Below are 21,597 nucleotides of genomic sequence, written 5' to 3'. Positions count from 1 at the left end.
AAAATATATTTTATTTAATTGATAATCAGTGTAGTGTGGGTTTTAAATATTGTTGTTATAATTAAACAAAAAAAAATGTCAATTTTCAGAGTAAGAAAGACAGATACATAATCATCTGTGAAAATCTGTGCCATCTGTGATTAAAAAAATCATTTTTATTTTCATACAGTTTCGTTCAAGTTTAAGATATCCCTGATAAAATGTATATTGTACTCTCCTATTCTTATTTCTGTATTATAGATTATGCTGTTAGAAAAATTATTCAAGGAATTTAATGTAGATGTCAATACATTCAATTCAGCTGATTCTAAACGATTTGACCAATATTTTGAAAGAATTTTGGTTAAAAAGAACACATTCCTTATCAAAGAAGGCGAATTGGAGAAATACAGTTATTTTATTTTCAGTGGAATAGCCCGTTGCTGGACTTTAAATCATAAAGGGGAAGAGCAGACTTTCTGGTTTTGCAAGGAAGGTTCATTTTCTTTATCCAATATCTCCTTTACCCTACAGGAAAAGTCAACTTTTAATGTCCAGGCCCTCGCAGACTGTGTAATATACAGAATAGATCAGGATCAGGCGGTCAAACTATATGAAGCAATTCCTGGGTTGAAAGAAGTTTTTGATGATCTGACTGCCAGATTGCTGAACAGACTTTTAATCCGGAATATTAACCTGATTAAATTCTCTCCGGAACAGTATTATTTACAAATGATGACAGAATATGGAAATACTTTTAATTCTATTCCATTAAAGGATATTGCATCGTATCTGGGAATTACCCCTCAGGCGCTCAGCAGAATACGGAAACGTATTTTTTAACCCAGGTTCAGTGTTTCAAATATAGAAAATACGATTTTTGCTACTCAAAATTTACAATTATGATTAGAGAAATAAGAAAGACTGATTATCCTCAGTTAATGAAAATATGGGAAAGTTCCGTACTCAATACCCACGATTTTCTGAAAGAAGAGGATTTTAATTATTATAAAAAAGAGATTCCCGGCTATTTTGAATATGTGACCTTGCTAGGTTTTGAAGAAGGTGGTACTTTAACCGGGTTTATGGGAATTGCTAATGGAAATCTTGAAATGCTGTTCATTCATAACGATTACCGAGGGAAAGGAATTGGTAAAAAACTGATTCAGTATGGAATTGATCATTTAAAAGTGACCAAAGTAGATGTCAATGAACAAAATGAACAGGCTGTTGGTTTCTATCAACATATAGGATTCCAGGTGCTGGAAAGGTCCGAATTAGATAGTCAGGGTAAAGAATATCCTATTTTACACATGGGATTATAACTTTATATAGCTAAAAAGCATCCGATTGGATGCTTTTTTATGATACAAATACTTTGTTTTTTCTGCATATTACTATACAATAAATAATGATGCAATAGCCTGCGCATCACTTCCGCTCAAAATTTCATCATAGGCTGCAGACCCGGCAGGGGCTCCAAATAGAATTCCCGTATTGTATCCTGCCTGATTTACATTATCTTCTCCTGCATATACAGGATCAGTTGCTGAAGGCATATTTCCTCCATTGGCAAGCTCAATCCAGCCTTTGTTGGCTCTCATTCTTCTTACCTGTGAGGCATGCCTGGCTTCCACAGAATGAATCTGTAATGCAGCCTGAAGGACAGCCTTATTTGACATAACATTTCCAGCCTGCCCTTTATAGGCCCTTACTCCTGTATCCTCAAAAGCCTGTGCCAGAATGAGAAATTGGTTGTAATCGGTAAAAGGGGAAAAGTTTCCACTTGCTGTAAAATCAAAGGTTGGTTTTGCACCCGGAGTTGTTCCCAAAGAAGTAAGTGTGCTCTTTAAAAAGGTAACATGAGCTGATTCATGCTTGGAAATCTGCATAAAAACCGGTCTGTCAGAATTCGGAATCAGACCTGCTGTGGAAAGCCCTAAAGCATAATATTCATTTTCCAGGTATTCAAGGACCAAAGCGAGTTGTAAAGCATCTGTTAAAGTACTTTTAAGGGCGGTCCCTGTCATTGTTGTATGGGTTTTTTCTGCTTTTACAGGAGTAGTCATTAGTGCACCAAGTCCAAAGGGAACAGCTGCTACAGCTGCTTTTTTTCCAAATAGGGATAGATTTGTAATGGTTTCTAACCGGGAAGCTTCCGTTGTGAAAAATTTATCATTAGAAAGCTTGTCTAATAGTCTAAGAATGTTCATAATACAAGTTTTTGAAGATGAATAATTTAATTAATACCTCTTTCTTTCCAGGTAAAGCGGTTTTTGATAAATCCTCCTGCTGCGGCTACGATATCCTTCGGCTCTTTAGCAAGATCAAGACCATTAGCATCTATCACATCATCCCCTGAAAAGTCAGCAGATCCCGGATTGATAAGGTTTCTGATAGCAGAGGCGTGTCTGGCTTCTACGGAAACTATTTTTCCTGCAATAACAAGATAAGCCGCATTGGTAATATATTTCCCGGCACCATTATAGGCTGCCACGCCGGTATCTTCCAGTGCTTTTGCAGTGGCCAGTACAGAATTCCTGTCATTAAAATTTACATTGGGATATTGAAAATCAAGTTTCGGAAGTACGTTTTGAGTGACCCCAGTGATAGCTGCTTTAAAAAAATCTCTATGGATTACCTCATGATGGTAAAGATCTGTGAAAATCTCTTTTTCAATACTGGAAATCCCAGTGTAAAAGTTATTCACCACTTTGGTATAAAAGTCAGCCTCAAGCTGCTCAAGAGCATAAGCATAATTTAATACGCCTATATCTCCGGCTCCTAAATCAAAAACCGGACTGTTATCCATCATTTGAAAATCATCATCATCATTACAGCCAATCATAGTGAGCCCTGCAAGTGCCAGACCTACACCACTCAGTTTTAAAAAGTTTCTTCTGCCTGTATCCAGAGTTACCCCTTGATTAGAAACATGAATCGTTTTTTTCATAATATTAATTTTTGAAGTGTTTGATAATGGTAAAAAGAAAAAACAGCACACTAATATGCTGTTTAGATTCTACATTTTTACGGCATCAAAACCGTATCTATAACATGAATAACCCCATTGGACTGATTTACATCTGCAATTGTCACTTTGGCATTGTTTCCTTTCGCATCTTTTATATAAAGATCTTTTCCTTTTGTCCAGAAAGTAAGTTCTTCACCCTGCACTGTTTTCATCATGCTTTTGCCGTTTCCTGCTTTTACAGCAGCCCAGATTTCTTTAGCACTGTATCTTCCTGGTAACACATGATATGTCAATATACTTGTAAGCATTGCCTTATTTTCAGGCTTTACAAGAGTTTCTACAGTTCCTTTCGGAAGTTTTGCAAATGCTGCATCAGTAGGAGCCAATACGGTAAAAGGTCCTTTTCCTTCAAGTGTTTCTACCAATCCTGCAGCTTTTACCGCTGCAACTAAAGTTTTATGATCTTTAGAGTTTACTGCATTTTCAATAATGTTTTTGGAAGGATACATAGGCGCTCCTCCTACCATTACTGTTTTTTCTTTCGTCATTTGTGCAGTTACCTTCCCACTGAAAGCAAATGATAAAGCTATCATTGCTAAAACTGTGATTTTTGTTCGTGTGTTCATTGTAATATTTTTTTAAATTAATTATAGTTAATTTGTGCTTTTAATGTCATTTACGAGATTGGTTTTATTTTAGATTGAAAAAAAATGAAATTTTATTTAACTTACTGTAAATTAGATTGTTATTTTTTTACAGGAATAAAATCAAGACAGATTGAGTTCATGCAGAATCGTTTTCCTGTCGGTTTTGGGCCATCCTCGAAGATATGTCCCAAATGAGAATCACATCTTCCACACAGAACTTCTGTTCGAATCATATTGTAAGAAGTATCTTTTCTGTAGATAACACTGTTTTTACGAATAGGCTGATAAAATGAAGGCCAGCCACAAGTGGTCGCAAACTTTGAAGTGGAAAGAAACAATGGATTTCCACATACGGCACAATAATAAGTTCCCTTTTCATCAAGCTCATAATATTTTCCTGTAAATGCTGTTTCTGTAGCTCCTTCTCTGGCAACCTCATAGAGTTCGGGTTTTAAAATCTCTTTCCATTCAGAATTACTTACCTTCAACAGGTTTACGGCGGTATGGGAGTAATAAGGATTTTTGATTTTAAAATGATCTGCCTGTGCCTTATAGGTTTCTGTTGATAGGGCAATACAACAGATCAATACTGTTTTTGATATTAAGCTCTTCATATCTAATATTTTTTAAATATTTTCTTGAAACTATATACGACGTAAAAGATTTTTCGGATTTTATTGAGTATTTGTTTTATTTTATTACATTTGGATAGAAAAATAATTGCTATTAAAACAACCTATTCTGAGGAAGAACTTATCGTTTTATTAAAAGAAAAAAACGAAAATGGTTTTCATTATCTGTATGACCACTATTCAGGTGCGTTGTACGGAATTGTTCTTCGTATTGTTCAGTCTAAAGAATACACTGAAGAAGTTATTCAGGATGTTTTTGTTAAAATTTGGAATTCTATTCATCAATATGATGCTTCTAAAGGAAGGTTCTATACCTGGATGATTAATATTGCCCGAAATACAGCAATTGATTATTTAAAATCTAAAGGATTCCAGAACGAGCTTAAAAACCAATCGCTTCCTGATTTCGTATATAACACTACAGAGCTATCAATAACCAATAACTCATCAGATTATATTGGGTTTAACAATGTGCTTGAAAATCTGGAAGTTGATAAACAAGAACTTATTAATCTTGCTTACTATCAGGGATATACCCAACATGAGATATCAGAGAAACTAAAGATCCCCCTGGGAACGGTAAAAACGAAGATGCGGAATGCATTGATGAAATTAAAAGATTTGCTAAAAGATTATCAATAAATTAAATTGAACACAAAAGAATACATATCATCCGGAATTATAGAATCTTATATTCTTGGCCATGCTTCTCCAGAGGAAGCAGGGATTTTGGAGTGTGTGATGAAGAATAATGCTGAAGTAAAGGCTGCTTTTGAAGAGGCACAAATAACTTTGGAACATCTTGCTACGGCTCAGGCTGTAACACCTCCAAGTGATTTGAAATCTAAAATCTGGAATAAAATCCAACAGGAACAGTCTCCTATTGAGGAAGAGAAACCTTCTCTTTCTACAGAGATTCAGGAAATTAATGATGACAGAGATATCAAAAATCCGGAACAGATACAGGGAAAAAGAAATTGGAAACCTCTTGCTGTTGCAGCATCTGTTTTATTCCTTATAAGTATAGCCGGGAATTTGGTTTGGATGAATAACCAGTCTGCAACAAAACAGGAAATGACAAAACTGACAGCAGAAAAACAATCTCAGGATGCTGCCATGGAAAAAATGGATAGAAAACTGGATATGTTTTCCAACCCGGACATGCAGATGGTGATGTTAAAAGGAGTGGAGAAGCACCAGGAAGCCAAAGCAATGGTTTTCTGGGATAGAAAAACAAAAAAAGTATACCTTAATGGTGAGCATCTCCCTAAAGCTCCAACAGGAATGCAGTATCAGCTTTGGGCTCTTGAAGACGGGAAACCGGTAAATGCAGGAATGTATACTGAAGATAAAGACAGTAAAACGGCTTTGGCTACTATTTCAAAAGCGCAGGCGTTTGCTATTACTCTTGAAAAACAAGGCGGAAGCCCCGTTCCTACTATGGAAAACATGTATGTAATGGGAGGAATTTAAATGTAATCATAGATTGAAATTGTGAATGTTTTCAGTCTCAAAATAATTAAAAAAATAAAAGCATCCAACTTGGATGCTTTTTGGTTGATATAAGGTTGAAAATAGTTAAGATGCATATTCTACAGAAGCCTCTTTAGCAGCTGCAACCATAGCAATTAAGGCTTTTTCTGTTTCTTCCCAATGTCTGGTTTTCAAACCACAATCCGGATTTACCCAAAGTTGGTTCGAAGGAATTACATCCTGAGCTTTTTTCAGCAGTTCAGTCATTTCTTCCTTGGAAGGAACTCTCGGAGAGTGAATGTCATACACGCCTGGGCCAATTTCATTAGGATATTTGAAGTCTGCAAAAGCATGTAAAAGTTCCATTTGAGACCTTGAGCATTCTATCGTAATCACATCAGCATCCATATCTGCAATATTCTTAATTATGTCATTAAATTCTGAATAGCACATATGCGTATGGATCTGGGTGGCATCTTCTACTCCACTTGCTGAGATTTTAAACGCTTCTACAGCCCATTTAAGGTAATCTTGCCAATCCGTTTTTCTCAATGGAAGTCCTTCACGGATAGCCGGTTCATCAATCTGAATAATCCTGATTCCTGCTTTTTCCAGATCCTGAACTTCATCACGGATCGCCAGAGCAATCTGTTTACAGGTTTCGGAACGGGGCTGGTCGTCACGTACAAATGACCATTGTAAGATGGTTACAGGTCCTGTAAGCATTCCTTTTACCCATTGATTGGTTTGAGATTGCGCATATTGAGACCAATACACCGTCATAGGTTCAGGCCTTGAGACATCTCCAAAAATGATTGGTGGCTTTACAGAACGGCTTCCATAGCTCTGTACCCAACCGTTTTTAGTAAAAGTAAATCCCTGTAATTGCTCTCCGAAATATTCCACCATATCATTACGCTCATACTCACCATGAACAAGAACATCAATTCCGATGCTTTCCTGCCAACGAATCGTTTTTTGGGTTTCCTCTTTTAATAAAGTATCATATTGCTCGGCAGTCAGTTCTCCCTTTTTGAATTTTGCTCTCCAGCTTCTTACTTCAGCAGTCTGTGGAAATGACCCGATGGTTGTCGTAGGAAATAAAGGAAGCTGTAATGCCTTTTGTTGAGTCTCTTTACGGACACTGAATGAATTTTTCCTTTGCGAATCTGCCTCTGTAATAGAATATGCTCTTAGTTTTACATTTTCATTATGAATCAGTAAAGATGTTTTTCTGTCTGAAGCGGCTTTTTTATTGTTTTCAAAATCCAGAAGAATATTATGATCAGAAGTTTCCGAAGCCAGCTCTTTAAGGATTACCACTTCTTTTACTTTTTGTTTGGCAAAAGCCAGCCAGTTTTTGATTTCAGATTGAAGACCGGTTTCAAAATCTAAATCACATGGTGAATGCAGCAGAGAGCATGAAGGAGCGATGAAAACTCTTTCAGATCCTAATTTTTCAACTGCTTTTTTGATGATAGATAAAGATTTTTCATAATCATTTTTCCAGATGTTTCTGCCATCTACCACTCCAAGAGATAAGCTTAGGCTTTCTGGAATAGAATCAAGTGCATCTTCAAGCTGCTCAGGGTTTCTTATCAGATCAATATGCAGTACATTCACAGGAAGTGAGGCTGCAAGAGACAGGTTGTTCTTTAATCCTTCGAAATATGTCGTTACAATGAATGTAAGTTTTGGAAACTGTCTTCTAAGCTCAGTATATACAAAAGTATAGGCTTCTTTTGCCTTTTCAGTAAGGTCTAAGGCTAAGAAAGGTTCATCAAACTGAATCCATTCAGCACCCTGGCTTTGTAACTTTGATAAGATATCAATATAAACTGGAAGAAGATTATGGGCAAGATCCAGCTTATCAAATCCTTCTTCTTTTTCCTTTCCTAAAAGTAAATAAGAAACCAAACCGATAATTACAGGTTTTGCATTGATCCCTGCCTGTTTTGCTCCGGCAAATTCATTAAAAATCTTATCTGAGGTAAGTTTAAACTGCTGATTTTTATAAAATTCAGGGACTATATAATGATAATTGGTATCAAACCACTTCGTCATTTCCATCGCAGTGATATCCAATCCGTCTTTCTGATATCCTCTTGCCATGGCAAAGTAAAGATCCAGTTCCGAATTGTTCTTTTTAAGAGCTACCTCATGATAACGTGTTGGGATAGCTCCTACCACAAGGCTCATGTCCAGCACCTGGTCGTAGTAGGAAAAATCATTGCAGGGAATAAGATCGATTCCTGCTTCTTTCTGAAGGTTCCAGTTCTGGCTGCAGATAGATCTTCCTACGGTAAGAAGTTCTTCCAAAACGATTTTACCTGACCAATACTGTTCGCAGGCTTTTTTTAGTTCTCTTTTGCTACCAATACGCGGATAGCCCAGAATGTGTGTTTGCATTTTTACAAATTTTAAATTAAACTTATTTTAAATGCTCTTTGAATGCTTCGGAATGCTGTTCGGGATAGAAATTTTTGAGATCAGGTGATATAAGCAGTTGGTACAGTTTCACCCGGAGATAAAACGTACTGCAATAGATCATCTGTATGACTCAAAAGCTTCAGACCGCGAAAGCATTGTCAATTCAGTAAAGGCAGGTCTCCTGACTTGTAACAGTTTCTGTCATCCTTCCCGCTTTTGGCAGTGGATATCTAAGGACAGAAACCTTTGATGTGTTACTTACAGTTGCGCGACAGCTCGTGATTCTCACACGATTCCCTATTAATCTACCTTAAGTAAAACCTTTCCTGTTTGATGAAGATTGTAAAGAACGATCTTTTACCAATAGTATGTCTGATAAAAGATTTTAATTTTGTGTAAAATTACTAAAACAGAATATATTAGCAATTAAACAGGGTTTATTTGGTTAATATAGCTTTTAAATTGTATTTTTAAAGAATATAATTCTGTATATTTGGGTGATTTTAAAATATAAAAGAATAATATTCTGTGGAACAACTTGATGATAAGGACATAAAACTGCTGAAACTGCTTCAGAACAATGCAAAATTGACCGTTAAAGAACTTGCTAAGGAAATTAATCTGTCACCTTCTCCTGTTTTTGAGAGGGTAAAAAGACTGGAACAGGAAGGCTTTGTAAAAAGATATGCAGCAATTCTGGATGCAGAAAAGCTTAACCGTGGATTTACGGTATTCTGCCAGATTAAATTGAAAATTCATGACCGCTCTGTGGGCTATGATTTTGTAAAAGAAATCCTGGAAATTGAAGAAGTGGCAGAATGTTACAATATTTCCGGAGATTTTGATTTCCTGTTGAAAGTTCAGGTTCGCGATATGAAACATTATCAGGATTTTGTATTTAATAAGCTGGGTTCTGTAGACTCTATAGGAAGTACACACAGTACCTTTGTAATGTCTGAAGTAAAAAATAATCAGGGCTTGACTTTATAAAATGACTGTTTTATTTACCTAAAACTTAACAGGCTTTAAAAACCTGTCAGGTGTAATATATTTAGTATCATATTCAGAATAAAAAAATAAAAAAGCCGCTCTAAGAATAGAGCGGCTATACTTTTTTAATTTTTAATGGAGTTGCTGATTAGCAAGTAGAACCACACTCTAATAATTTGATGTGGATTACACCATTAACTACACACTGTGTTTGGCATAAAGCGTTTCCTACAACAGTACCTACACCGCCGATAACTCCACCTACTGTAGAACCTACTCCGGTAACAACGCCACCTACGATAGTACCTACTCCTCCAAGAACGCCACCAACAACGCCTCCTAGACCTCCTAGTAAACCTCCGATTGGATCAAGTAATCCTTCTCCTGAAATTGATTTTAGTTCGTTTCTGTCTAGTTTTTTGAAATTTTTCATGATTAAAATTTTATATGATTAATACATCACAAATATATGATAATTAATAATAAACTCATATTATTTTGAATAAAATAATTAAACAATTTTATTATTTAATATTTCGTTAATATAAATGAATAACATTGTGTATATCATTTTTGTTTGTATCTGATTGATTCACTAAATTTTAAAAAACATATTTCAAATTTTAAATGTTGGAGTTAATATTTTCAATGTAAATTAACTTTTTAATGGTTAATATTTAATGTTTGTTAAAATGAGGTTTTAAAGGTAAAAACTGAGGCTGCAACTGTAAAAAACAGGTGCTTTATTAGCTGATTTTTCTTGCTTTAGTTAAGAAGTGATAAAATTCTCTAAATTTTATGGTAAATGCTGTTCTGATTATTGACCACAGGGCGTAAAATTTGTATTTTTGTGGACATACTTCTATCAATGTCAATTTTTTCAAATAATATACGCTCTTTGAGAGCCAAGAGAAAACTTTCTCAGCAAAACGTAGCTGATGACCTTACGATCTCCCGGGTGAGATATTCTAAATACGAAAACGGAATTTCAGAACCTCCAATGGAGCTTCTTATTAAGATAGCCAAATATTTTCATGTCAGTATAGATCTGTTGCTGTCCGTAGACCTTCAGAAATATTCAACGGAAGATATGCTGAAGCTTCCGGATAACAGAATTGTTCTTCCTGTAGCTGTGGATGATCTTGGAAATGATACCATAGAAATCATTCCTCAGAAAGCTTCTATGGGATATCTGGAGGGATATAGTGATGTGGGATATATTGAAAGTCTTCAGCGCATTGCCCTTCCCTTTTTAAATAATGGAAAATACAGAGCATTTCCAGCAGATGGAGATTCTATGCCTCCATTCAGAAGTGGTTCATACATTGTAGGAAAATATGTAGAGGGAATCGATGAGCTTAAACCTGGTAAGACCTATGTTTTCATTACCCAGAATGATGGAATTACGTATAAACGTTTTAAGGAGAATAAAGGAAATGCCATTTGTGTAAGTGCAGATAACTCTTTCTATGAACCATACGATATTCCGTTTGAAGATATTGTAGAGATCTGGCAGTATGCTTCAGGAATTTTTCCGGAAGATTTTGAGCCCGGAGATTATGAAAGCTATAATTTCAAGGAAATGTTCAGGGAATTGAGACAGGATATCAAAGAATTGGATAAAAAAGTGTCTACACGCCGCAGAAAGTCTTCTCAATAAACGAGGTAACAATTTCGTACAAAATAAACAGGCTCTTCAAATCATTTTGGAGAGCCTGTTTTAAAACCAAATAAAAATATAAATATGATATGAAAATTTTAAATTTATAAAGGGACTGCGTTCAGCATTAGATGATGCAGATCCGTATTTTTAATGTAAGGCTGTAAAAGCTGACTTCCAGGTCCAAAGGTCGCTACTTCTACATAATCTCCTGAGTGGTCCATACTGACCCAGCCTACAGAATTCCGACTTTTCTGAATTTCCGAATAAAGTTTGAACGGTAATTTTTTATAATTATAAAGCCCTTCTTCTTTTTCAAGCCCATTGTAAAAACTTTGCAAATGTTTGGCTTCATTATCACTTAAAACAAGCTTATTAGCTTCAAATATCCAGTCTTTGATATCTTTAGCGGAATGATCTTTATGAATTTTATTCAGAATGTATTCATTGGTGTATTGATAGTTTGAAATACTATTGAAATTTTTAGTGGCATCAGCGCCATAAATGGTTCCGGGATTGGCATTCCCATGATCTGTAGTGATAATCACTAGGGTATTTCCATCTTTTTCAGCAAAATCCATCACGGTTTTCACAGCTTCATCAAATGCCAGCTGATCATGAATCAATGCGGCTATATCATTGGCGTGAGCAGCCCAGTCTACTTTCCCGCCTTCTATCTGAAGAACAAAGCCTCCCGGATGTTCTTTCATCTGATCAATTGCTGTTGCTGTCATTTCTGCTAAACTGGGAGTTTTCCCAAATTCAGAAAGATTAGCCTTGTCAATGCTGTAGGGTAAAGCTCCTGTATTGAAGATTCCTAGTATCTTCTCTTCTTTTCTTATTGTTTTCAGATCTGTATGATTTTTCAGAATCTGATAATTCTTTTTTTTATAGACAGAATAAAGATCTTTCTGATCCTCTCTTTTTAAAGGGTTGAAAAACTCATCCCCTCCTCCCATCAGAACATCTATTCCCAGTTCTGCATACATTTCGGCAATCTGAGGTTCTGCATTTCTTTTGGCGGAATTGATACAGAATCCCGCAGGAGTAGCATGAGTAACTGTAACAGTAGTAACGCAACCAAATTTTTTACCTGCTTTTTTATATTTCTGCCATATGGGAATATGTTTTTCTCCATTAGCACCAATATTTAATACCCCGTTTTGTACTCTTATTCCTCCTCCAAAAGCTGAACTTGCAGCAGCAGAGTCTGTTACAATCGAATTGGCAGAGGCTGTATCCATTAATGCTCTTGAAACTTTCTTCTCACGATATAAACTGAGCCAATGGCTTTCTTTGCCTAAAATATTTCTGGAATACAAATCTGCCATAGAAAGAGTTCCCAAGCTCATTCCATCACTGATCATGAATATTATATTCTTTGCTTTTCCGGTCCCGGATGGTTCAGTATTCCTTTTGGAACTCCAAAGTTCAGAGGGTGACAGGGATAATAACCCTGAAAGCAGTGCAGAACCTTTTAGAAATTTTCTTCTATCCATATATTGTATCAATAAAGCCCTAAATTAGGATATATTTTTATTTAATGAAACTCAGTTGCGTTAATTAAAAGTTAATTTTATATCTGTTCAGGAAATGGATCTTCAAAATTTGCTTTCTGATCAAATAAATCTTTTTCATCATCATTAATCAAGCAGTCCTTGAGAGCCTGTAAGATCTCTTCTTCATTAAGATATTGCCCAATGAAAACCAACTCATTCATTCTATCTCCCCAGTTTTTATCCCATCTGCTTTCAATAAATGCTTGGTTTTCTATAAAAGAAGCATATTGCACCCTGTGGTTCAAAGGCATGCTACTCCACCAAACTCCTGCTTTCTCCAGGCGAAATGAGCCTCCTGCCTGAGAAAAATTCAGTGCATCATCAGGTCTGGATGCCAGCCAGAAAAGTCCTTTAGCTCTTAATATGCCTTCAGGATAATGATTGAGATATTTCCAAAGTCTCTCAGGATGAAAAGGTCTTTTATCTCTAAATACCAGAGAACCTATTCCATATTCTTCCGTTTCGGGAGTGTGGTGGCCGGATTGTAATTCTTTTTGCCAGCCTGCTGAGGATTGTGCCTGATCAAAATCAAATAATCCTGTATTCAAAATATGTTTTGGATCAATTTGACCGAATTCTGATTCCAGAATATCCGCTTCAGGATTTAGCTTTTTAATTGCAGATTTCAAGAATCCGAGAGTATCCGGATCAATCAAGTCTGTTTTATTCAAAATAATAACATTGGCAAACTCTATCTGGTCAGTAAGAAGGTTAACAATCGTACGGTAATCCCCATCAATATCAGTAAGACTGCGATCCATTAATCGTTCATTAGAGGAAAAATCTTTCATGAAATTAAAACCGTCCACTACAGTTACCATAGTGTCTACATAGCTGAAGCGGGAGAGATCAATTCCACTTTCTTCATCAATATAGGTAAAGGTTTGTGCTACCGGAATAGGTTCACTGATTCCTGTACTTTCAATCAAAAGATAATCGAAACGGTTTTCATAGGCTAGACGTTCCACTTCTATCATAAGATCTTCTCTTAATGTACAGCAGATACATCCATTACTCATTTCTACCAGCTTTTCTTCTGTTCTTGAAAGAGTGTTTTGATTTTCAACCAGTCTGGCATCAATATTAACCTCACTCATATCATTGACAATAACTGCCACTTTTAATCCTTGCTTATTATGCAAAATATGATTGAGTAATGTTGTTTTTCCAGCGCCTAAAAAACCACTGAGAACCGTTACAGGGAGTTTTTTATTCATGTTTTCCTAATGTTTATGTTTTTTTAAATTGATAAAATGTGCTGTAATCAGCCCCGCAGCTCCTGCATAGATCAATGGCAGATGAATTTCAAATATAAAATCAGTTAATATTGAAACAGCAATTAACCCAATTGAACCCCAGAATAAAATTGACAGCCAATGATTGGTCATATGCCTTGTTTGTCTGTATACCACAAAGGTTCCAATCAAAAGAAATGTAAGGTCGATATACGGGTTATGTGATATTCCCAAAGGAATGATAAGCAATAAAGGGAAAACAATACAATGAATCAGGCATAAAACCGCGGCTGAGATTCCTACTGCATCAAGAAATTTAGACTTCATAAAAGATTAGGATTTGAATTTGTTATTGTAACTTTGTTGCAAATGTAAATATAAAAACCTAAATAACGCAACTTTGTTGCATTAAAATATGAAACAAGTCAGAAATACGCATGCCAAAACTGAAATTTTAAACCTTATTAATGGCTCAGAGGTGGCTTTAAGTCATTCTGATATTCAAAAGCATCTAGGTGATTTGTGTAATAGAGTTACGATTTACAGGGTTTTGGAACGCCTTGAAAATGAAGGTGCTATTCACAGGATTGTCAATGTGGATGGTGTGGTTAATTTTGCAAAATGCATTGGGAAGTGTACTCATGAACAGCATTTTCATAACCATGTACATTTTAACTGTAAAAAATGCCATTCTGTGACGTGTATTGAAAACGCGATCCCGGAAATTAGCTTACCGGAGCATTTTATTGCTGAGGAATATAATTTTATCATCAGTGGAGTATGTCCAAAATGTACGATGGAAGCATAAATAAATTCCAGATACAGATTTTAATTTCCTCTGTATGCAGAAGGTGTCATGCTGGTGTATCTTTTGAAAAACCGACAAAATAGTGACGGTTCAGTAAAATTTAGTACATCAGTAATTTCCATTACCGACAGATTGGTTGTTTTCAATAAAGATTTGGCCTGTGCTATAACCGCTTCATTGATCCAGACCAATATAGACTTTCCTGTCTGTTTACGTATTATTGTAGTCAGGTATTTACTTGTGAGATGCATTTTCTGTGCATAAAAGGAAACACTTCTTTCTTCTTTATGATGGTGGTATAATAAATCAAAAAAAACTGCTGTTAATTCTGCTGATCTTGTATGTTTTTCACCCTGTTTACCATTCGTATTATATACATCTTTTACTTCTGCCAAAAGAGCTAACAACAGGAATTGAAGTATATCTGCCTTACTCCTGCTTTCTTCTCTATGATAATGCATAGAAATACTCGTATGATGTTGTCTAAAGATCTCAAAACCTTCATTATTTAACCTGAGACATGGTATTTGCCTTACTTCGTGAAAAAACAGGTAGTTGCTCGAAAGAGAATCTTTGGAAATAAAATCCAGATCGAAAAAAATAGTGTCTATATGCAGATCTTCAGATATCTCTATCGGTTCCATCATAGAACCGGGAAGTACAACCATCAGAGTATAGGGTTCCAATAGTCTTTTCTGAAAATTTATTTTCAGTTCTGCCCTCCCTTTTACACAGATGGCGCAGATAAAACCATTCACAGTATGCGGATAATTTGTTAATCCCTTTCGTACAGAATCTTCTGCCCTGTTTACCACAATTCCTTCTACATTCTGCAGCCCTATTTTCTCAGACACATAAGGGATACTGTAACTTTCAACATCTCCGACTCTTTCCATACCGTAAATTGAATTTTGGGTAAAGAAGATATTTATTTTCCAATAAAACAAACCTATTGCACATTTATTCTTCTTCTGGGATAATCTTCTTCGATCACCGATCTACTTACTTTGCATAAGCTTTAATAATTAATAAAGATTGAGTTATGAAAACAAAAATGGAAATACCATTGCCTTTATCATTGAAAGAGCGTGATCGTCGTTGGGATATTGCACGCATCATCATGAGAAAAAATGAACTGGATACCCTTATTATTTACGGAGACAGAGAATCTGCGGCACCTGCCCCGTTTTGTATGGATCATTATTTTACCAATGACAGACTCGGGTCTGTTGTGATATTTCATAAAGAAGAAAAGCCTATTGTTGTCACTTTTGCTTCTATGATGGTGGCAGATCATATGCAGGCTTCCCTCCGTGGAGATCAGCAATGGATTGAGCCTGAGCAAATCTATGTTGGTAAGACCGGGCTCAATATTGGAAATATCCTTAAAGAAAAAGGACTTTCAAATGCCCCAAAGATTGGAATCATTGGTTTGGAGCCTTATCCACCCTTCTATTTTGACGGAGCGCTCCCCCATCGTACGTGGAAAGGGATCATGGAAGCCTTTCCAAATGCTGAAATAAAGCCCGTTTATATGGATTTTTTCAAACTGACTGCTCCAAAAAGTGATGAAGAACTGGCTTTAATCAGACATGCTGCCCACATTGGGGAAGCAATGAGTGAAGCAATGCGGATGACTGTTAAACCCGGAGTAAGTGAAGCTGAAGTAGCAGCTGCTATTACTTCAACCTGTATTTCAATGGGAGGGTTTACGGCTGAAATATTAATGGGATCAGGGCCTGAATATTTTGGATGGGGGCCGCCTGCCTGGCAATATCGGTCACAGGCTCCTCGAATCATTAAAGAAGGAGACATTGTTTTATCTGAGATCTTTGCGCTGTATGGGATGTATGAAACTCAGCATCAGGCAGCAGTGGCAGTTGGAGATATTCATCCAAATCTTGAGCGTGCAGCCCTTGTCGCCAGTGCGTGTTATGAAGCAGGAGTTGATGTTTTGAAATCGGGAAAAACTTTTGGAGAAGTTGTTGATGTCATGGAAAGACCACTTTTAGAAGCTGGCGGATGGCATGTACATCCTTTGATTCATAGTATAAATCCTTATGGTCCGATTGGATTTGGGACTGCTCCGGGGATAGAAATATTGCCACAAGCTGCCCGATATGGAAATGTGGGGAGACTGCCCAATCCCGGCAGAGATTTAGTCCTACAGGAAGGAATGTGCTTTGCTTTTGAACCCAATTGTGCTTTTGGAAATCATCTTGCGAATATTGGAGGAACTGTAATTGTTGGCAGTGACAGAGGGATTGAGCTCAATACCAACTCTACTCATCTGATGAGGGCAGAATATTAATAAAGGTAGTAAGAGTAAAGAATTTTTCTCAAAAAAATAATCCTTCCGATTGGAAGGATTATTTCTATACAATTAGAGTGTTCACAAATGTACAAATAGAATAATTAGTGCATTCGTAGCAAAAAATATCGTGTTCATATGGACATAAAAAAGCCTCTTTAAAACAACTTTAAAGAGGCTTTATTTTTGTTGATATCTGTTATAAAGGAGATATGTACACTTCTATTTTAGTTCCGTCATAATTAAACGTTCCATCGGAATTGATCTTTCCAAGAACCCATTTCATATCTACCGGAACAGACCATGCAGAACCTAATGAAAATCCGTTAACTGATCTGATTTCATTGCCGTTTCCTGTGGTAATGGCTGAGTGAAACCAGGTCTTATCAATAGGTCTGTAGAAACCAATGGCCTTCCCTTTGGCTATAGGTGAATATCCATCCCATTTTTTTCCTCCGGAATAGTTGAAGGTTTCTAACCATTTCTGACCTGCCGATCCTGCCAACTGATCCGGACTGATGCTGGCTCCTCTCATATACAAGGCATAAGCAACCACATCGTGGCATACTCCATTACTGTATTTTGAAATATTTTCTGCTCCTGAAAGAACAGCATGAGCGACGGGGGCTCTTTCAGATAAAGATAGCTGAGCCTTCCTGGCTCCTTCTGGTGTTACTGACATATTATTGTGATTTGTTTGGTTATTGTAAAGATATGCTTTTTAAAATTAATCGAAAATGAAGTATTGAAAATGAATGAATTATAATAGCAACAGAAAATAATAACTGCTGTTTTCCCAATATCGAAGCTCAGGTTTAATTTTGTAACTTTTAATGTATATGTCTGACATATTGTATATTAAAAAATCAGCCCTATGCTCAGGATATTGTTAATATATAGTTTTATTACCGTAATTTTCTTCTCCTGTAAAGAAAAGTCTGAAAAAGATATTGTTCTTGACTATTATAGAAAAGGAAAACTTAATGGTACGGTTCTCATTGTTAAAAACGGAAAGATTATTTGTGATACAGCATTGGGTTATAAACGATTTGAAGATAAAAGTATGGTAACGAAAAATACAGCATTCTGTGTAGCTTCCATTACGAAACCTTTTACTGCAGTTGGAATTATGTTATTGCAGCAGGAGAACTTATTATCGTATGATGATAAGGCCAGTATGTATGTTGATAACCTCCCTGATTATGCACAAAATGTAAGTATACGACAATTACTGAATCATACATCAGGTTTGGCAGATTATGAAAATGTTTTGATTTTAAATAAAGGTAAAATTACCAATCTGGATGTCTTGAACTTTCTGAAAAAGCAGTCGGGATTACATTTTCCTTCGGGAAGCCAATTTGAGTATAGTAACAGTGGGTATATTATACTTGGAGAGATTATAGCAAAAATATCAAAACAGTCTTATGGACAATTTATTCAGGATAAAATACTAACTCCTTTGAAGATGAAAGATTCGTTTATTTATGATGCTGAAACGATTCCCAATGCTAAAATGGCAAAGGGTTATGACATGAATAAAAAGCCTGACGATTATTTTCTTCTTACTGTAGGTGATGGCAGCCTCTATTCTACTCCATCGGATCTATACAAATTTGACAGGGCTTTAAGTAAGCGTCAGTTATTGAACCTTGAAAATTCTAAGTTTATGTATGAATTACCCATTCTAAAAGATGGAAAACCCAGTGAATATGGTTTTGGCTGGTTTGTTTCAGGCCATCAGGCTATGCATACAGGTGGTGTGAATGGTTTCAGATGCATAATCTGGAGAGATCTGAAAACTAATTCTTGTATTATTGCATTAACTAATCAAGGTGATGCTTTCCCGGTTTATGAATTCCTGGATGCTGAAAAAAAAGTATTGTAAATGGATAACTAAAATAAGTATTGTTATTTCAATTTCATGAACTAACTTTTATTTTTTCCAGCCTATTATCTAAATGATATTTTTAACTTAGTGCTTATAATCAATTTATTTAGACACACTTCATGAAACATCCAATTATATCAATTATTGCTTTATTATTTTCAATTGTAGTGTTCGGACAGAATCAGAAACCTGGGGATGAATATCGTGAAGCAAGAGAAATCATCAAAGATCTTGATTCTATAGTAAGTCCGAACGGAATTCAGGAAAGATATAAAGCTACTATTGGTGGTGCCAAGCAATGGGTATATGTTCGTGGACAGAATAAAGAGAATCCTGTGATTTTATTTGTACACGGTGGTCCGGCCTCTCCTATTGCTCCGGTGATGTGGATGTTTCAGAGACCTGTTGAAGAATATTTCACGGTGGTGAATTATGACCAGAGAGCATCCGGTAAGACCTATAATGCTAATGATACGCTGAGTCTGAAGAATACAATTAATATTAATCAATATGTAGATGATGCTATAGAACTTGCCGAATTGATTAAAGAAAAGTATAAAAAGAAAAAGGTTCTTCTTATAGGCCATAGCTGGGGAACCATTATCTCTATGAAGGCTGCACTGAAAAGGCCGGACCTGTTCTATGCTTATGTTGGAATCGGGCAGATTATCAATACCATAGATAATGAACGTTTAAGTGTAGACTTTGCAGTAAAAGAAGCTACCCGAATGAAAAATGACACTGCTTTAAAGGAACTTGCTTCAATAGCACCCTATCCGGGAAATACCCCAATTACCCGGCAGAGAATTATTATTGCAAGAAAATGGCCTCAATATTATGGTGGTTTAACTGCTTACAGAAACAATTCCAGGTATTTTTTTCAGGCTCCGCTCTTATCCCCGGAATATTCATATAATGATGCAGAAGCTATTGGAAAAGGAAGTTTATTTACCCTTTCAAAAGTGCTTTCTGAGTTTCTTGATACAGATTTTAAGAGTGTTAAAACATTTCCGATTCCGGTTTTCATGTTAATGGGCAGGCATGATTATACCACTCCATCAGAACCTACGGCTCAATGGCTTAAGAATGTAAAAGCTCCTTTTAAAAAAGGAATATGGTTTGAAAATTCAGCCCATCTGATTCCTTTTGAAGAACCTGGAAAAATGCTGGTCACTTTATTGAATGATGTTCAGCCAGTCTGTAAATAACAGAATGTTTACACTTCCAGTTGGAAAAGCCCCATTGTAGCATTGTGATAATGATCCGGACGACCTTCTGTATCAGTCATTTTCTTGTCACCCAGATAGGTGAATCCACATTTCACATAGTAATCCGTTAATCTCTGATTACCTGCTGTAGTGTCCATCCTTACGTATAATTTGTTGTTCTTGGGGGCAAACTGTTTTGCCCATTCCACAATCTGTTCTACAAATTTCTGTCCGCGAAAGTTAGGATTGGTGGCAATTCTGTGTATATAGATGGCAGGATCATCGTTTTTCTCCTCCCAAACCTGATGATCATCGAAAGTAATACTCCAGACACAGGCTACCTGTTCATCTACTGTAATTTTAAAATGTCGGTTTTCCCTGATTTCAGTTTCGATCATGTTCTGATCAAATTCCGGCCATTGTACACCGGATACAGTTTTCTTAAAATCAGAAGCCATTTTGTATAAACCAAGGACCGCTTCAATATCCTGCAAAGAAGTATTCACTATCATTATTCCTGTTATGGGACGAAGATACGGAAAATGCATGGCAATCTTTCCTTATTGTTATTCAGAATGGGTATAAATACCGTTTGATTGCGAATGTTGCGTTGGGAAACGTAAATAAAAATACTATTTTTATCGGCCCAAAAGAAAAAAACAAATATGCCGACTGATGCTTCTCATAAGCTGATTCCGATGACTACTTTCGTGCTTGAATATTATGCCCACGAAGGATATGCTGACCTTCAGACATTAAGTTTGATGAATAATTATGCTAATTTTTTAAAGAAATCTCTTACATTGGGAATGTTTGTTCCTATAGATCCCAACGGAAATGTACTGAAGGAACCTAAAAATTACACTTCATGGAAATCGCTGGAGCATAATGACAATGATGATGAGAGAACAGATATGGCAGGCTTTGAGGAGTACGGAGAGTATCAGAAAGCAGAACGCAACTGTATGTTCGAGGGCTTCAGAGTAGATTATAACGGATATTCTAAAGTAAGAATTGTGGCTTCTTATGATACCTCCATCGAATTATCATTCAATAAAAACGATTTGATCCCTGCAGGTTTCAATGATGTGGAATCACTTACTGTTTTTGATGACATCTTTTTGACTTTTAACGCATTGAAGGTAATTGGAATAAATAAAGGATAGAAAATAAATAATTTTTCTTACTAATACTTATATCTTGAAATCGAAGATTCGACGGAGTCAAACAAAAATATTCATAATTTCAAGACTGGAAATCAGTTAACTCCAAATTATTTTCAATAACCATATTTATCATATTGATAAAATGCCACAGCTATAAAAAACCTTTATCCAATGTTGATAAAGGTTTTTTACTTAAATTATTTTATCTTACACATTCACCGGAACGGCATTGATATCCTGATGGACACATCCCATTGATACAAGGACCTGCAATATCCGGATAACATTTTTCATCTGCCCTGCAGTGGGAATTGGGTGGGCATAAACTAATAAGGTTTCCGATACAGATTCCCACCGGAAGAGGTAAATTAATCTCAATACCAATTTCCCCAGCAATGTTTTTTAACGTTTTTCTGTTTAATTTTTTCATGGTTTTAGCTTTAAAGTTATTGTTTGATGAAATTGTAACTCAATCAAAGGTAATTATACTTCCAGGGAAGTCATACCGTAGTTTTACTGAATTTGAATGGCTTGGAGATGGAAGCTGGAGGCTGGAAGTTACTATCCAACTTACTACCTCTGAAAGTATCCTAAACAAATAATGACAGAAAGAATAAACAAGACTATCATTGCA

Annotated in this window: 24 protein-coding genes and 1 riboswitch; of the genes, 11 read left to right on the top strand and 13 right to left on the bottom strand. The window is 36.0% G+C overall.

Annotated elements, in window-relative coordinates:
* The first annotated feature begins 243 nt into the window (after positions 1 to 243).
* Entirely contained in the window at positions 244 to 822 is a 579-nt protein-coding gene (locus WH267_RS24550) for a Crp/Fnr family transcriptional regulator (protein WP_340011622.1), read from the top strand.
* A gap of 59 nt (positions 823 to 881) precedes the next feature.
* Positions 882 to 1,304, top strand: coding sequence for a GNAT family N-acetyltransferase (locus WH267_RS24545; protein ID WP_340011620.1), 423 nt, complete (start codon positions 882 to 884; stop codon positions 1,302 to 1,304).
* Between the two features lie 72 nt (positions 1,305 to 1,376).
* Here WH267_RS24545 and WH267_RS24540 read toward each other — a convergent pair whose 3' ends face one another.
* From WH267_RS24540 to msrB, 4 genes are all read right to left on the bottom strand, one after another.
* Positions 1,377 to 2,192: a ferritin-like domain-containing protein gene (locus WH267_RS24540; RefSeq protein WP_340011619.1), complete on the bottom strand. Its 816-nt coding sequence runs from the start codon at positions 2,190 to 2,192 to the stop codon at positions 1,377 to 1,379.
* 26 nt (positions 2,193 to 2,218) lie between these two features.
* The gene (locus WH267_RS24535) at positions 2,219 to 2,932 is read right to left on the bottom strand and encodes a ferritin-like domain-containing protein (RefSeq protein ID WP_115971532.1); all 714 of its coding nucleotides are present in this window, start codon (positions 2,930 to 2,932) and stop codon (positions 2,219 to 2,221) included.
* 77 nt (positions 2,933 to 3,009) lie between these two features.
* On the bottom strand, positions 3,010 to 3,579 hold the full coding sequence (locus WH267_RS24530) for a fasciclin domain-containing protein (protein ID WP_115971533.1): 570 nt from the start codon (positions 3,577 to 3,579) through the stop codon (positions 3,010 to 3,012).
* 119 nt (positions 3,580 to 3,698) lie between these two features.
* A complete protein-coding gene (msrB, locus tag WH267_RS24525; protein ID WP_340011618.1) occupies positions 3,699 to 4,214 on the bottom strand; it encodes a peptide-methionine (R)-S-oxide reductase MsrB in 516 nt (171 codons plus the stop codon).
* Between the two features lie 90 nt (positions 4,215 to 4,304).
* Between msrB and WH267_RS24520 the strand changes: the two genes are divergently transcribed.
* Together WH267_RS24520 and WH267_RS24515 are read left to right on the top strand one after the other, a co-directional pair.
* Positions 4,305 to 4,874, top strand: coding sequence for an RNA polymerase sigma factor (locus tag WH267_RS24520; protein ID WP_340011615.1), 570 nt, complete (start codon positions 4,305 to 4,307; stop codon positions 4,872 to 4,874).
* Positions 4,875 to 4,880: 6 nt separating this feature from the next.
* On the top strand, positions 4,881 to 5,705 hold the full coding sequence (locus WH267_RS24515) for an anti-sigma factor (protein WP_340011614.1): 825 nt from the start codon (positions 4,881 to 4,883) through the stop codon (positions 5,703 to 5,705).
* Positions 5,706 to 5,810: 105 nt separating this feature from the next.
* Here the strand turns inward: WH267_RS24515 and metE are convergent, their stop codons facing one another.
* Positions 5,811 to 8,114 (bottom strand): 5-methyltetrahydropteroyltriglutamate--homocysteine S-methyltransferase, encoded by a 2,304-nt coding sequence (metE, locus tag WH267_RS24510; protein ID WP_340011612.1) that lies wholly within the window; start codon positions 8,112 to 8,114, stop codon positions 5,811 to 5,813.
* A 175-nt stretch (positions 8,115 to 8,289) separates the two neighbouring features.
* Positions 8,290 to 8,475: riboswitch (cobalamin riboswitch) on the bottom strand.
* A gap of 188 nt (positions 8,476 to 8,663) precedes the next feature.
* Between metE and WH267_RS24505 the strand changes: the two genes are divergently transcribed.
* On the top strand, positions 8,664 to 9,125 hold the full coding sequence (locus WH267_RS24505) for an Lrp/AsnC family transcriptional regulator (RefSeq protein ID WP_340011610.1): 462 nt from the start codon (positions 8,664 to 8,666) through the stop codon (positions 9,123 to 9,125).
* Positions 9,126 to 9,273: 148 nt separating this feature from the next.
* Here the strand turns inward: WH267_RS24505 and WH267_RS24500 are convergent, their stop codons facing one another.
* The gene (locus WH267_RS24500; RefSeq protein WP_160137874.1) at positions 9,274 to 9,558 is read right to left on the bottom strand and encodes a bacteriocin-like protein; all 285 of its coding nucleotides are present in this window, start codon (positions 9,556 to 9,558) and stop codon (positions 9,274 to 9,276) included.
* Positions 9,559 to 9,993: 435 nt separating this feature from the next.
* On the opposite strand from WH267_RS24500, the gene WH267_RS24495 reads away from it, so the two are divergent.
* The gene (locus WH267_RS24495) at positions 9,994 to 10,785 is read left to right on the top strand and encodes an XRE family transcriptional regulator (protein ID WP_340011608.1); all 792 of its coding nucleotides are present in this window, start codon (positions 9,994 to 9,996) and stop codon (positions 10,783 to 10,785) included.
* 104 nt (positions 10,786 to 10,889) lie between these two features.
* Here the strand turns inward: WH267_RS24495 and WH267_RS24490 are convergent, their stop codons facing one another.
* The 3 genes from WH267_RS24490 to WH267_RS24480 all read right to left on the bottom strand — a co-directional run bounded on the left by WH267_RS24490 (position 10,890) and on the right by WH267_RS24480 (position 13,906).
* Entirely contained in the window at positions 10,890 to 12,284 is a 1,395-nt protein-coding gene (locus tag WH267_RS24490; RefSeq protein WP_340011607.1) for an alkaline phosphatase, read from the bottom strand.
* Between the two features lie 77 nt (positions 12,285 to 12,361).
* Entirely contained in the window at positions 12,362 to 13,561 is a 1,200-nt protein-coding gene (locus WH267_RS24485) for a GTP-binding protein (RefSeq protein ID WP_340011605.1), read from the bottom strand.
* A gap of 6 nt (positions 13,562 to 13,567) precedes the next feature.
* The gene (locus tag WH267_RS24480; protein WP_115971541.1) at positions 13,568 to 13,906 is read right to left on the bottom strand and encodes a MerC domain-containing protein; all 339 of its coding nucleotides are present in this window, start codon (positions 13,904 to 13,906) and stop codon (positions 13,568 to 13,570) included.
* An 88-nt stretch (positions 13,907 to 13,994) separates the two neighbouring features.
* Between WH267_RS24480 and WH267_RS24475 the strand changes: the two genes are divergently transcribed.
* Complete coding sequence (locus WH267_RS24475) at positions 13,995 to 14,387, top strand: Fur family transcriptional regulator (RefSeq protein WP_340011604.1); 393 nt, start codon at positions 13,995 to 13,997, stop codon at positions 14,385 to 14,387.
* Between the two features lie 20 nt (positions 14,388 to 14,407).
* On the opposite strand, the gene WH267_RS24470 is transcribed toward WH267_RS24475, so the two are convergent.
* On the bottom strand, positions 14,408 to 15,283 hold the full coding sequence (locus WH267_RS24470) for a helix-turn-helix domain-containing protein (protein WP_340011602.1): 876 nt from the start codon (positions 15,281 to 15,283) through the stop codon (positions 14,408 to 14,410).
* A 146-nt stretch (positions 15,284 to 15,429) separates the two neighbouring features.
* Between WH267_RS24470 and WH267_RS24465 the strand changes: the two genes are divergently transcribed.
* A complete protein-coding gene (locus WH267_RS24465; RefSeq protein ID WP_340011601.1) occupies positions 15,430 to 16,698 on the top strand; it encodes a M24 family metallopeptidase in 1,269 nt (422 codons plus the stop codon).
* A 199-nt stretch (positions 16,699 to 16,897) separates the two neighbouring features.
* Here the strand turns inward: WH267_RS24465 and WH267_RS24460 are convergent, their stop codons facing one another.
* Complete coding sequence (locus tag WH267_RS24460) at positions 16,898 to 17,380, bottom strand: hypothetical protein (protein WP_115972929.1); 483 nt, start codon at positions 17,378 to 17,380, stop codon at positions 16,898 to 16,900.
* 192 nt (positions 17,381 to 17,572) lie between these two features.
* Between WH267_RS24460 and WH267_RS24455 the strand changes: the two genes are divergently transcribed.
* Complete coding sequence (locus WH267_RS24455; RefSeq protein ID WP_340011599.1) at positions 17,573 to 18,586, top strand: serine hydrolase domain-containing protein; 1,014 nt, start codon at positions 17,573 to 17,575, stop codon at positions 18,584 to 18,586.
* A gap of 122 nt (positions 18,587 to 18,708) precedes the next feature.
* Positions 18,709 to 19,797 carry an alpha/beta hydrolase gene (locus WH267_RS24450; RefSeq protein WP_340011598.1) on the top strand — a complete coding sequence of 363 codons (1,089 nt, stop codon included), beginning with the start codon at positions 18,709 to 18,711 and terminating at the stop codon, positions 19,795 to 19,797.
* Positions 19,798 to 19,805: 8 nt separating this feature from the next.
* On the opposite strand, the gene WH267_RS24445 is transcribed toward WH267_RS24450, so the two are convergent.
* On the bottom strand, positions 19,806 to 20,309 hold the full coding sequence (locus WH267_RS24445; RefSeq protein ID WP_340011597.1) for a GNAT family N-acetyltransferase: 504 nt from the start codon (positions 20,307 to 20,309) through the stop codon (positions 19,806 to 19,808).
* A 153-nt stretch (positions 20,310 to 20,462) separates the two neighbouring features.
* Between WH267_RS24445 and WH267_RS24440 the strand changes: the two genes are divergently transcribed.
* Entirely contained in the window at positions 20,463 to 20,963 is a 501-nt protein-coding gene (locus tag WH267_RS24440) for a hypothetical protein (protein ID WP_340011595.1), read from the top strand.
* A gap of 202 nt (positions 20,964 to 21,165) precedes the next feature.
* Here the strand turns inward: WH267_RS24440 and WH267_RS24435 are convergent, their stop codons facing one another.
* Positions 21,166 to 21,393 (bottom strand): hypothetical protein, encoded by a 228-nt coding sequence (locus WH267_RS24435; protein ID WP_123321671.1) that lies wholly within the window; start codon positions 21,391 to 21,393, stop codon positions 21,166 to 21,168.
* Positions 21,394 to 21,597: the final 204 nt, after the last annotated feature.

Origin of the sequence: Chryseobacterium sp. MYb328, from assembly GCF_037572595.1 — a bacterium.
Lineage (GTDB): Bacteria > Bacteroidota > Bacteroidia > Flavobacteriales > Weeksellaceae > Chryseobacterium > Chryseobacterium pennae.
The sequence above is the reverse complement of the archived record's forward strand: the minus strand, read 5'-3'. Positions and strand labels throughout refer to the sequence as shown.

Coding starts and splice junctions, on each gene's coding strand:
- msrB (WP_340011618.1), bottom strand. CDS start 4,214: ATGAAGAGCTTAATATCAAAAACAGTATTGATCTGTTGTATTGCCCTA.
- metE (WP_340011612.1), bottom strand. CDS start 8,114: ATGCAAACACACATTCTGGGCTATCCGCGTATTGGTAGCAAAAGAGAA.
- WH267_RS24450 (WP_340011598.1), top strand. CDS start 18,709: ATGAAACATCCAATTATATCAATTATTGCTTTATTATTTTCAATTGTA.
- WH267_RS24550 (WP_340011622.1), top strand. CDS start 244: ATGCTGTTAGAAAAATTATTCAAGGAATTTAATGTAGATGTCAATACA.
- WH267_RS24545 (WP_340011620.1), top strand. CDS start 882: ATGATTAGAGAAATAAGAAAGACTGATTATCCTCAGTTAATGAAAATA.
- WH267_RS24475 (WP_340011604.1), top strand. CDS start 13,995: ATGAAACAAGTCAGAAATACGCATGCCAAAACTGAAATTTTAAACCTT.
- WH267_RS24490 (WP_340011607.1), bottom strand. CDS start 12,284: ATGGATAGAAGAAAATTTCTAAAAGGTTCTGCACTGCTTTCAGGGTTA.
- WH267_RS24480 (WP_115971541.1), bottom strand. CDS start 13,906: ATGAAGTCTAAATTTCTTGATGCAGTAGGAATCTCAGCCGCGGTTTTA.
- WH267_RS24500 (WP_160137874.1), bottom strand. CDS start 9,558: ATGAAAAATTTCAAAAAACTAGACAGAAACGAACTAAAATCAATTTCA.
- WH267_RS24540 (WP_340011619.1), bottom strand. CDS start 2,192: ATGAACATTCTTAGACTATTAGACAAGCTTTCTAATGATAAATTTTTC.
- WH267_RS24530 (WP_115971533.1), bottom strand. CDS start 3,579: ATGAACACACGAACAAAAATCACAGTTTTAGCAATGATAGCTTTATCA.
- WH267_RS24435 (WP_123321671.1), bottom strand. CDS start 21,393: ATGAAAAAATTAAACAGAAAAACGTTAAAAAACATTGCTGGGGAAATT.
- WH267_RS24445 (WP_340011597.1), bottom strand. CDS start 20,309: ATGATAGTGAATACTTCTTTGCAGGATATTGAAGCGGTCCTTGGTTTA.
- WH267_RS24440 (WP_340011595.1), top strand. CDS start 20,463: ATGCCGACTGATGCTTCTCATAAGCTGATTCCGATGACTACTTTCGTG.
- WH267_RS24535 (WP_115971532.1), bottom strand. CDS start 2,932: ATGAAAAAAACGATTCATGTTTCTAATCAAGGGGTAACTCTGGATACA.
- WH267_RS24455 (WP_340011599.1), top strand. CDS start 17,573: ATGCTCAGGATATTGTTAATATATAGTTTTATTACCGTAATTTTCTTC.
- WH267_RS24460 (WP_115972929.1), bottom strand. CDS start 17,380: ATGTCAGTAACACCAGAAGGAGCCAGGAAGGCTCAGCTATCTTTATCT.
- WH267_RS24485 (WP_340011605.1), bottom strand. CDS start 13,561: ATGAATAAAAAACTCCCTGTAACGGTTCTCAGTGGTTTTTTAGGCGCT.
- WH267_RS24465 (WP_340011601.1), top strand. CDS start 15,430: ATGAAAACAAAAATGGAAATACCATTGCCTTTATCATTGAAAGAGCGT.
- WH267_RS24495 (WP_340011608.1), top strand. CDS start 9,994: ATGTCAATTTTTTCAAATAATATACGCTCTTTGAGAGCCAAGAGAAAA.
- WH267_RS24470 (WP_340011602.1), bottom strand. CDS start 15,283: ATGGAAAGAGTCGGAGATGTTGAAAGTTACAGTATCCCTTATGTGTCT.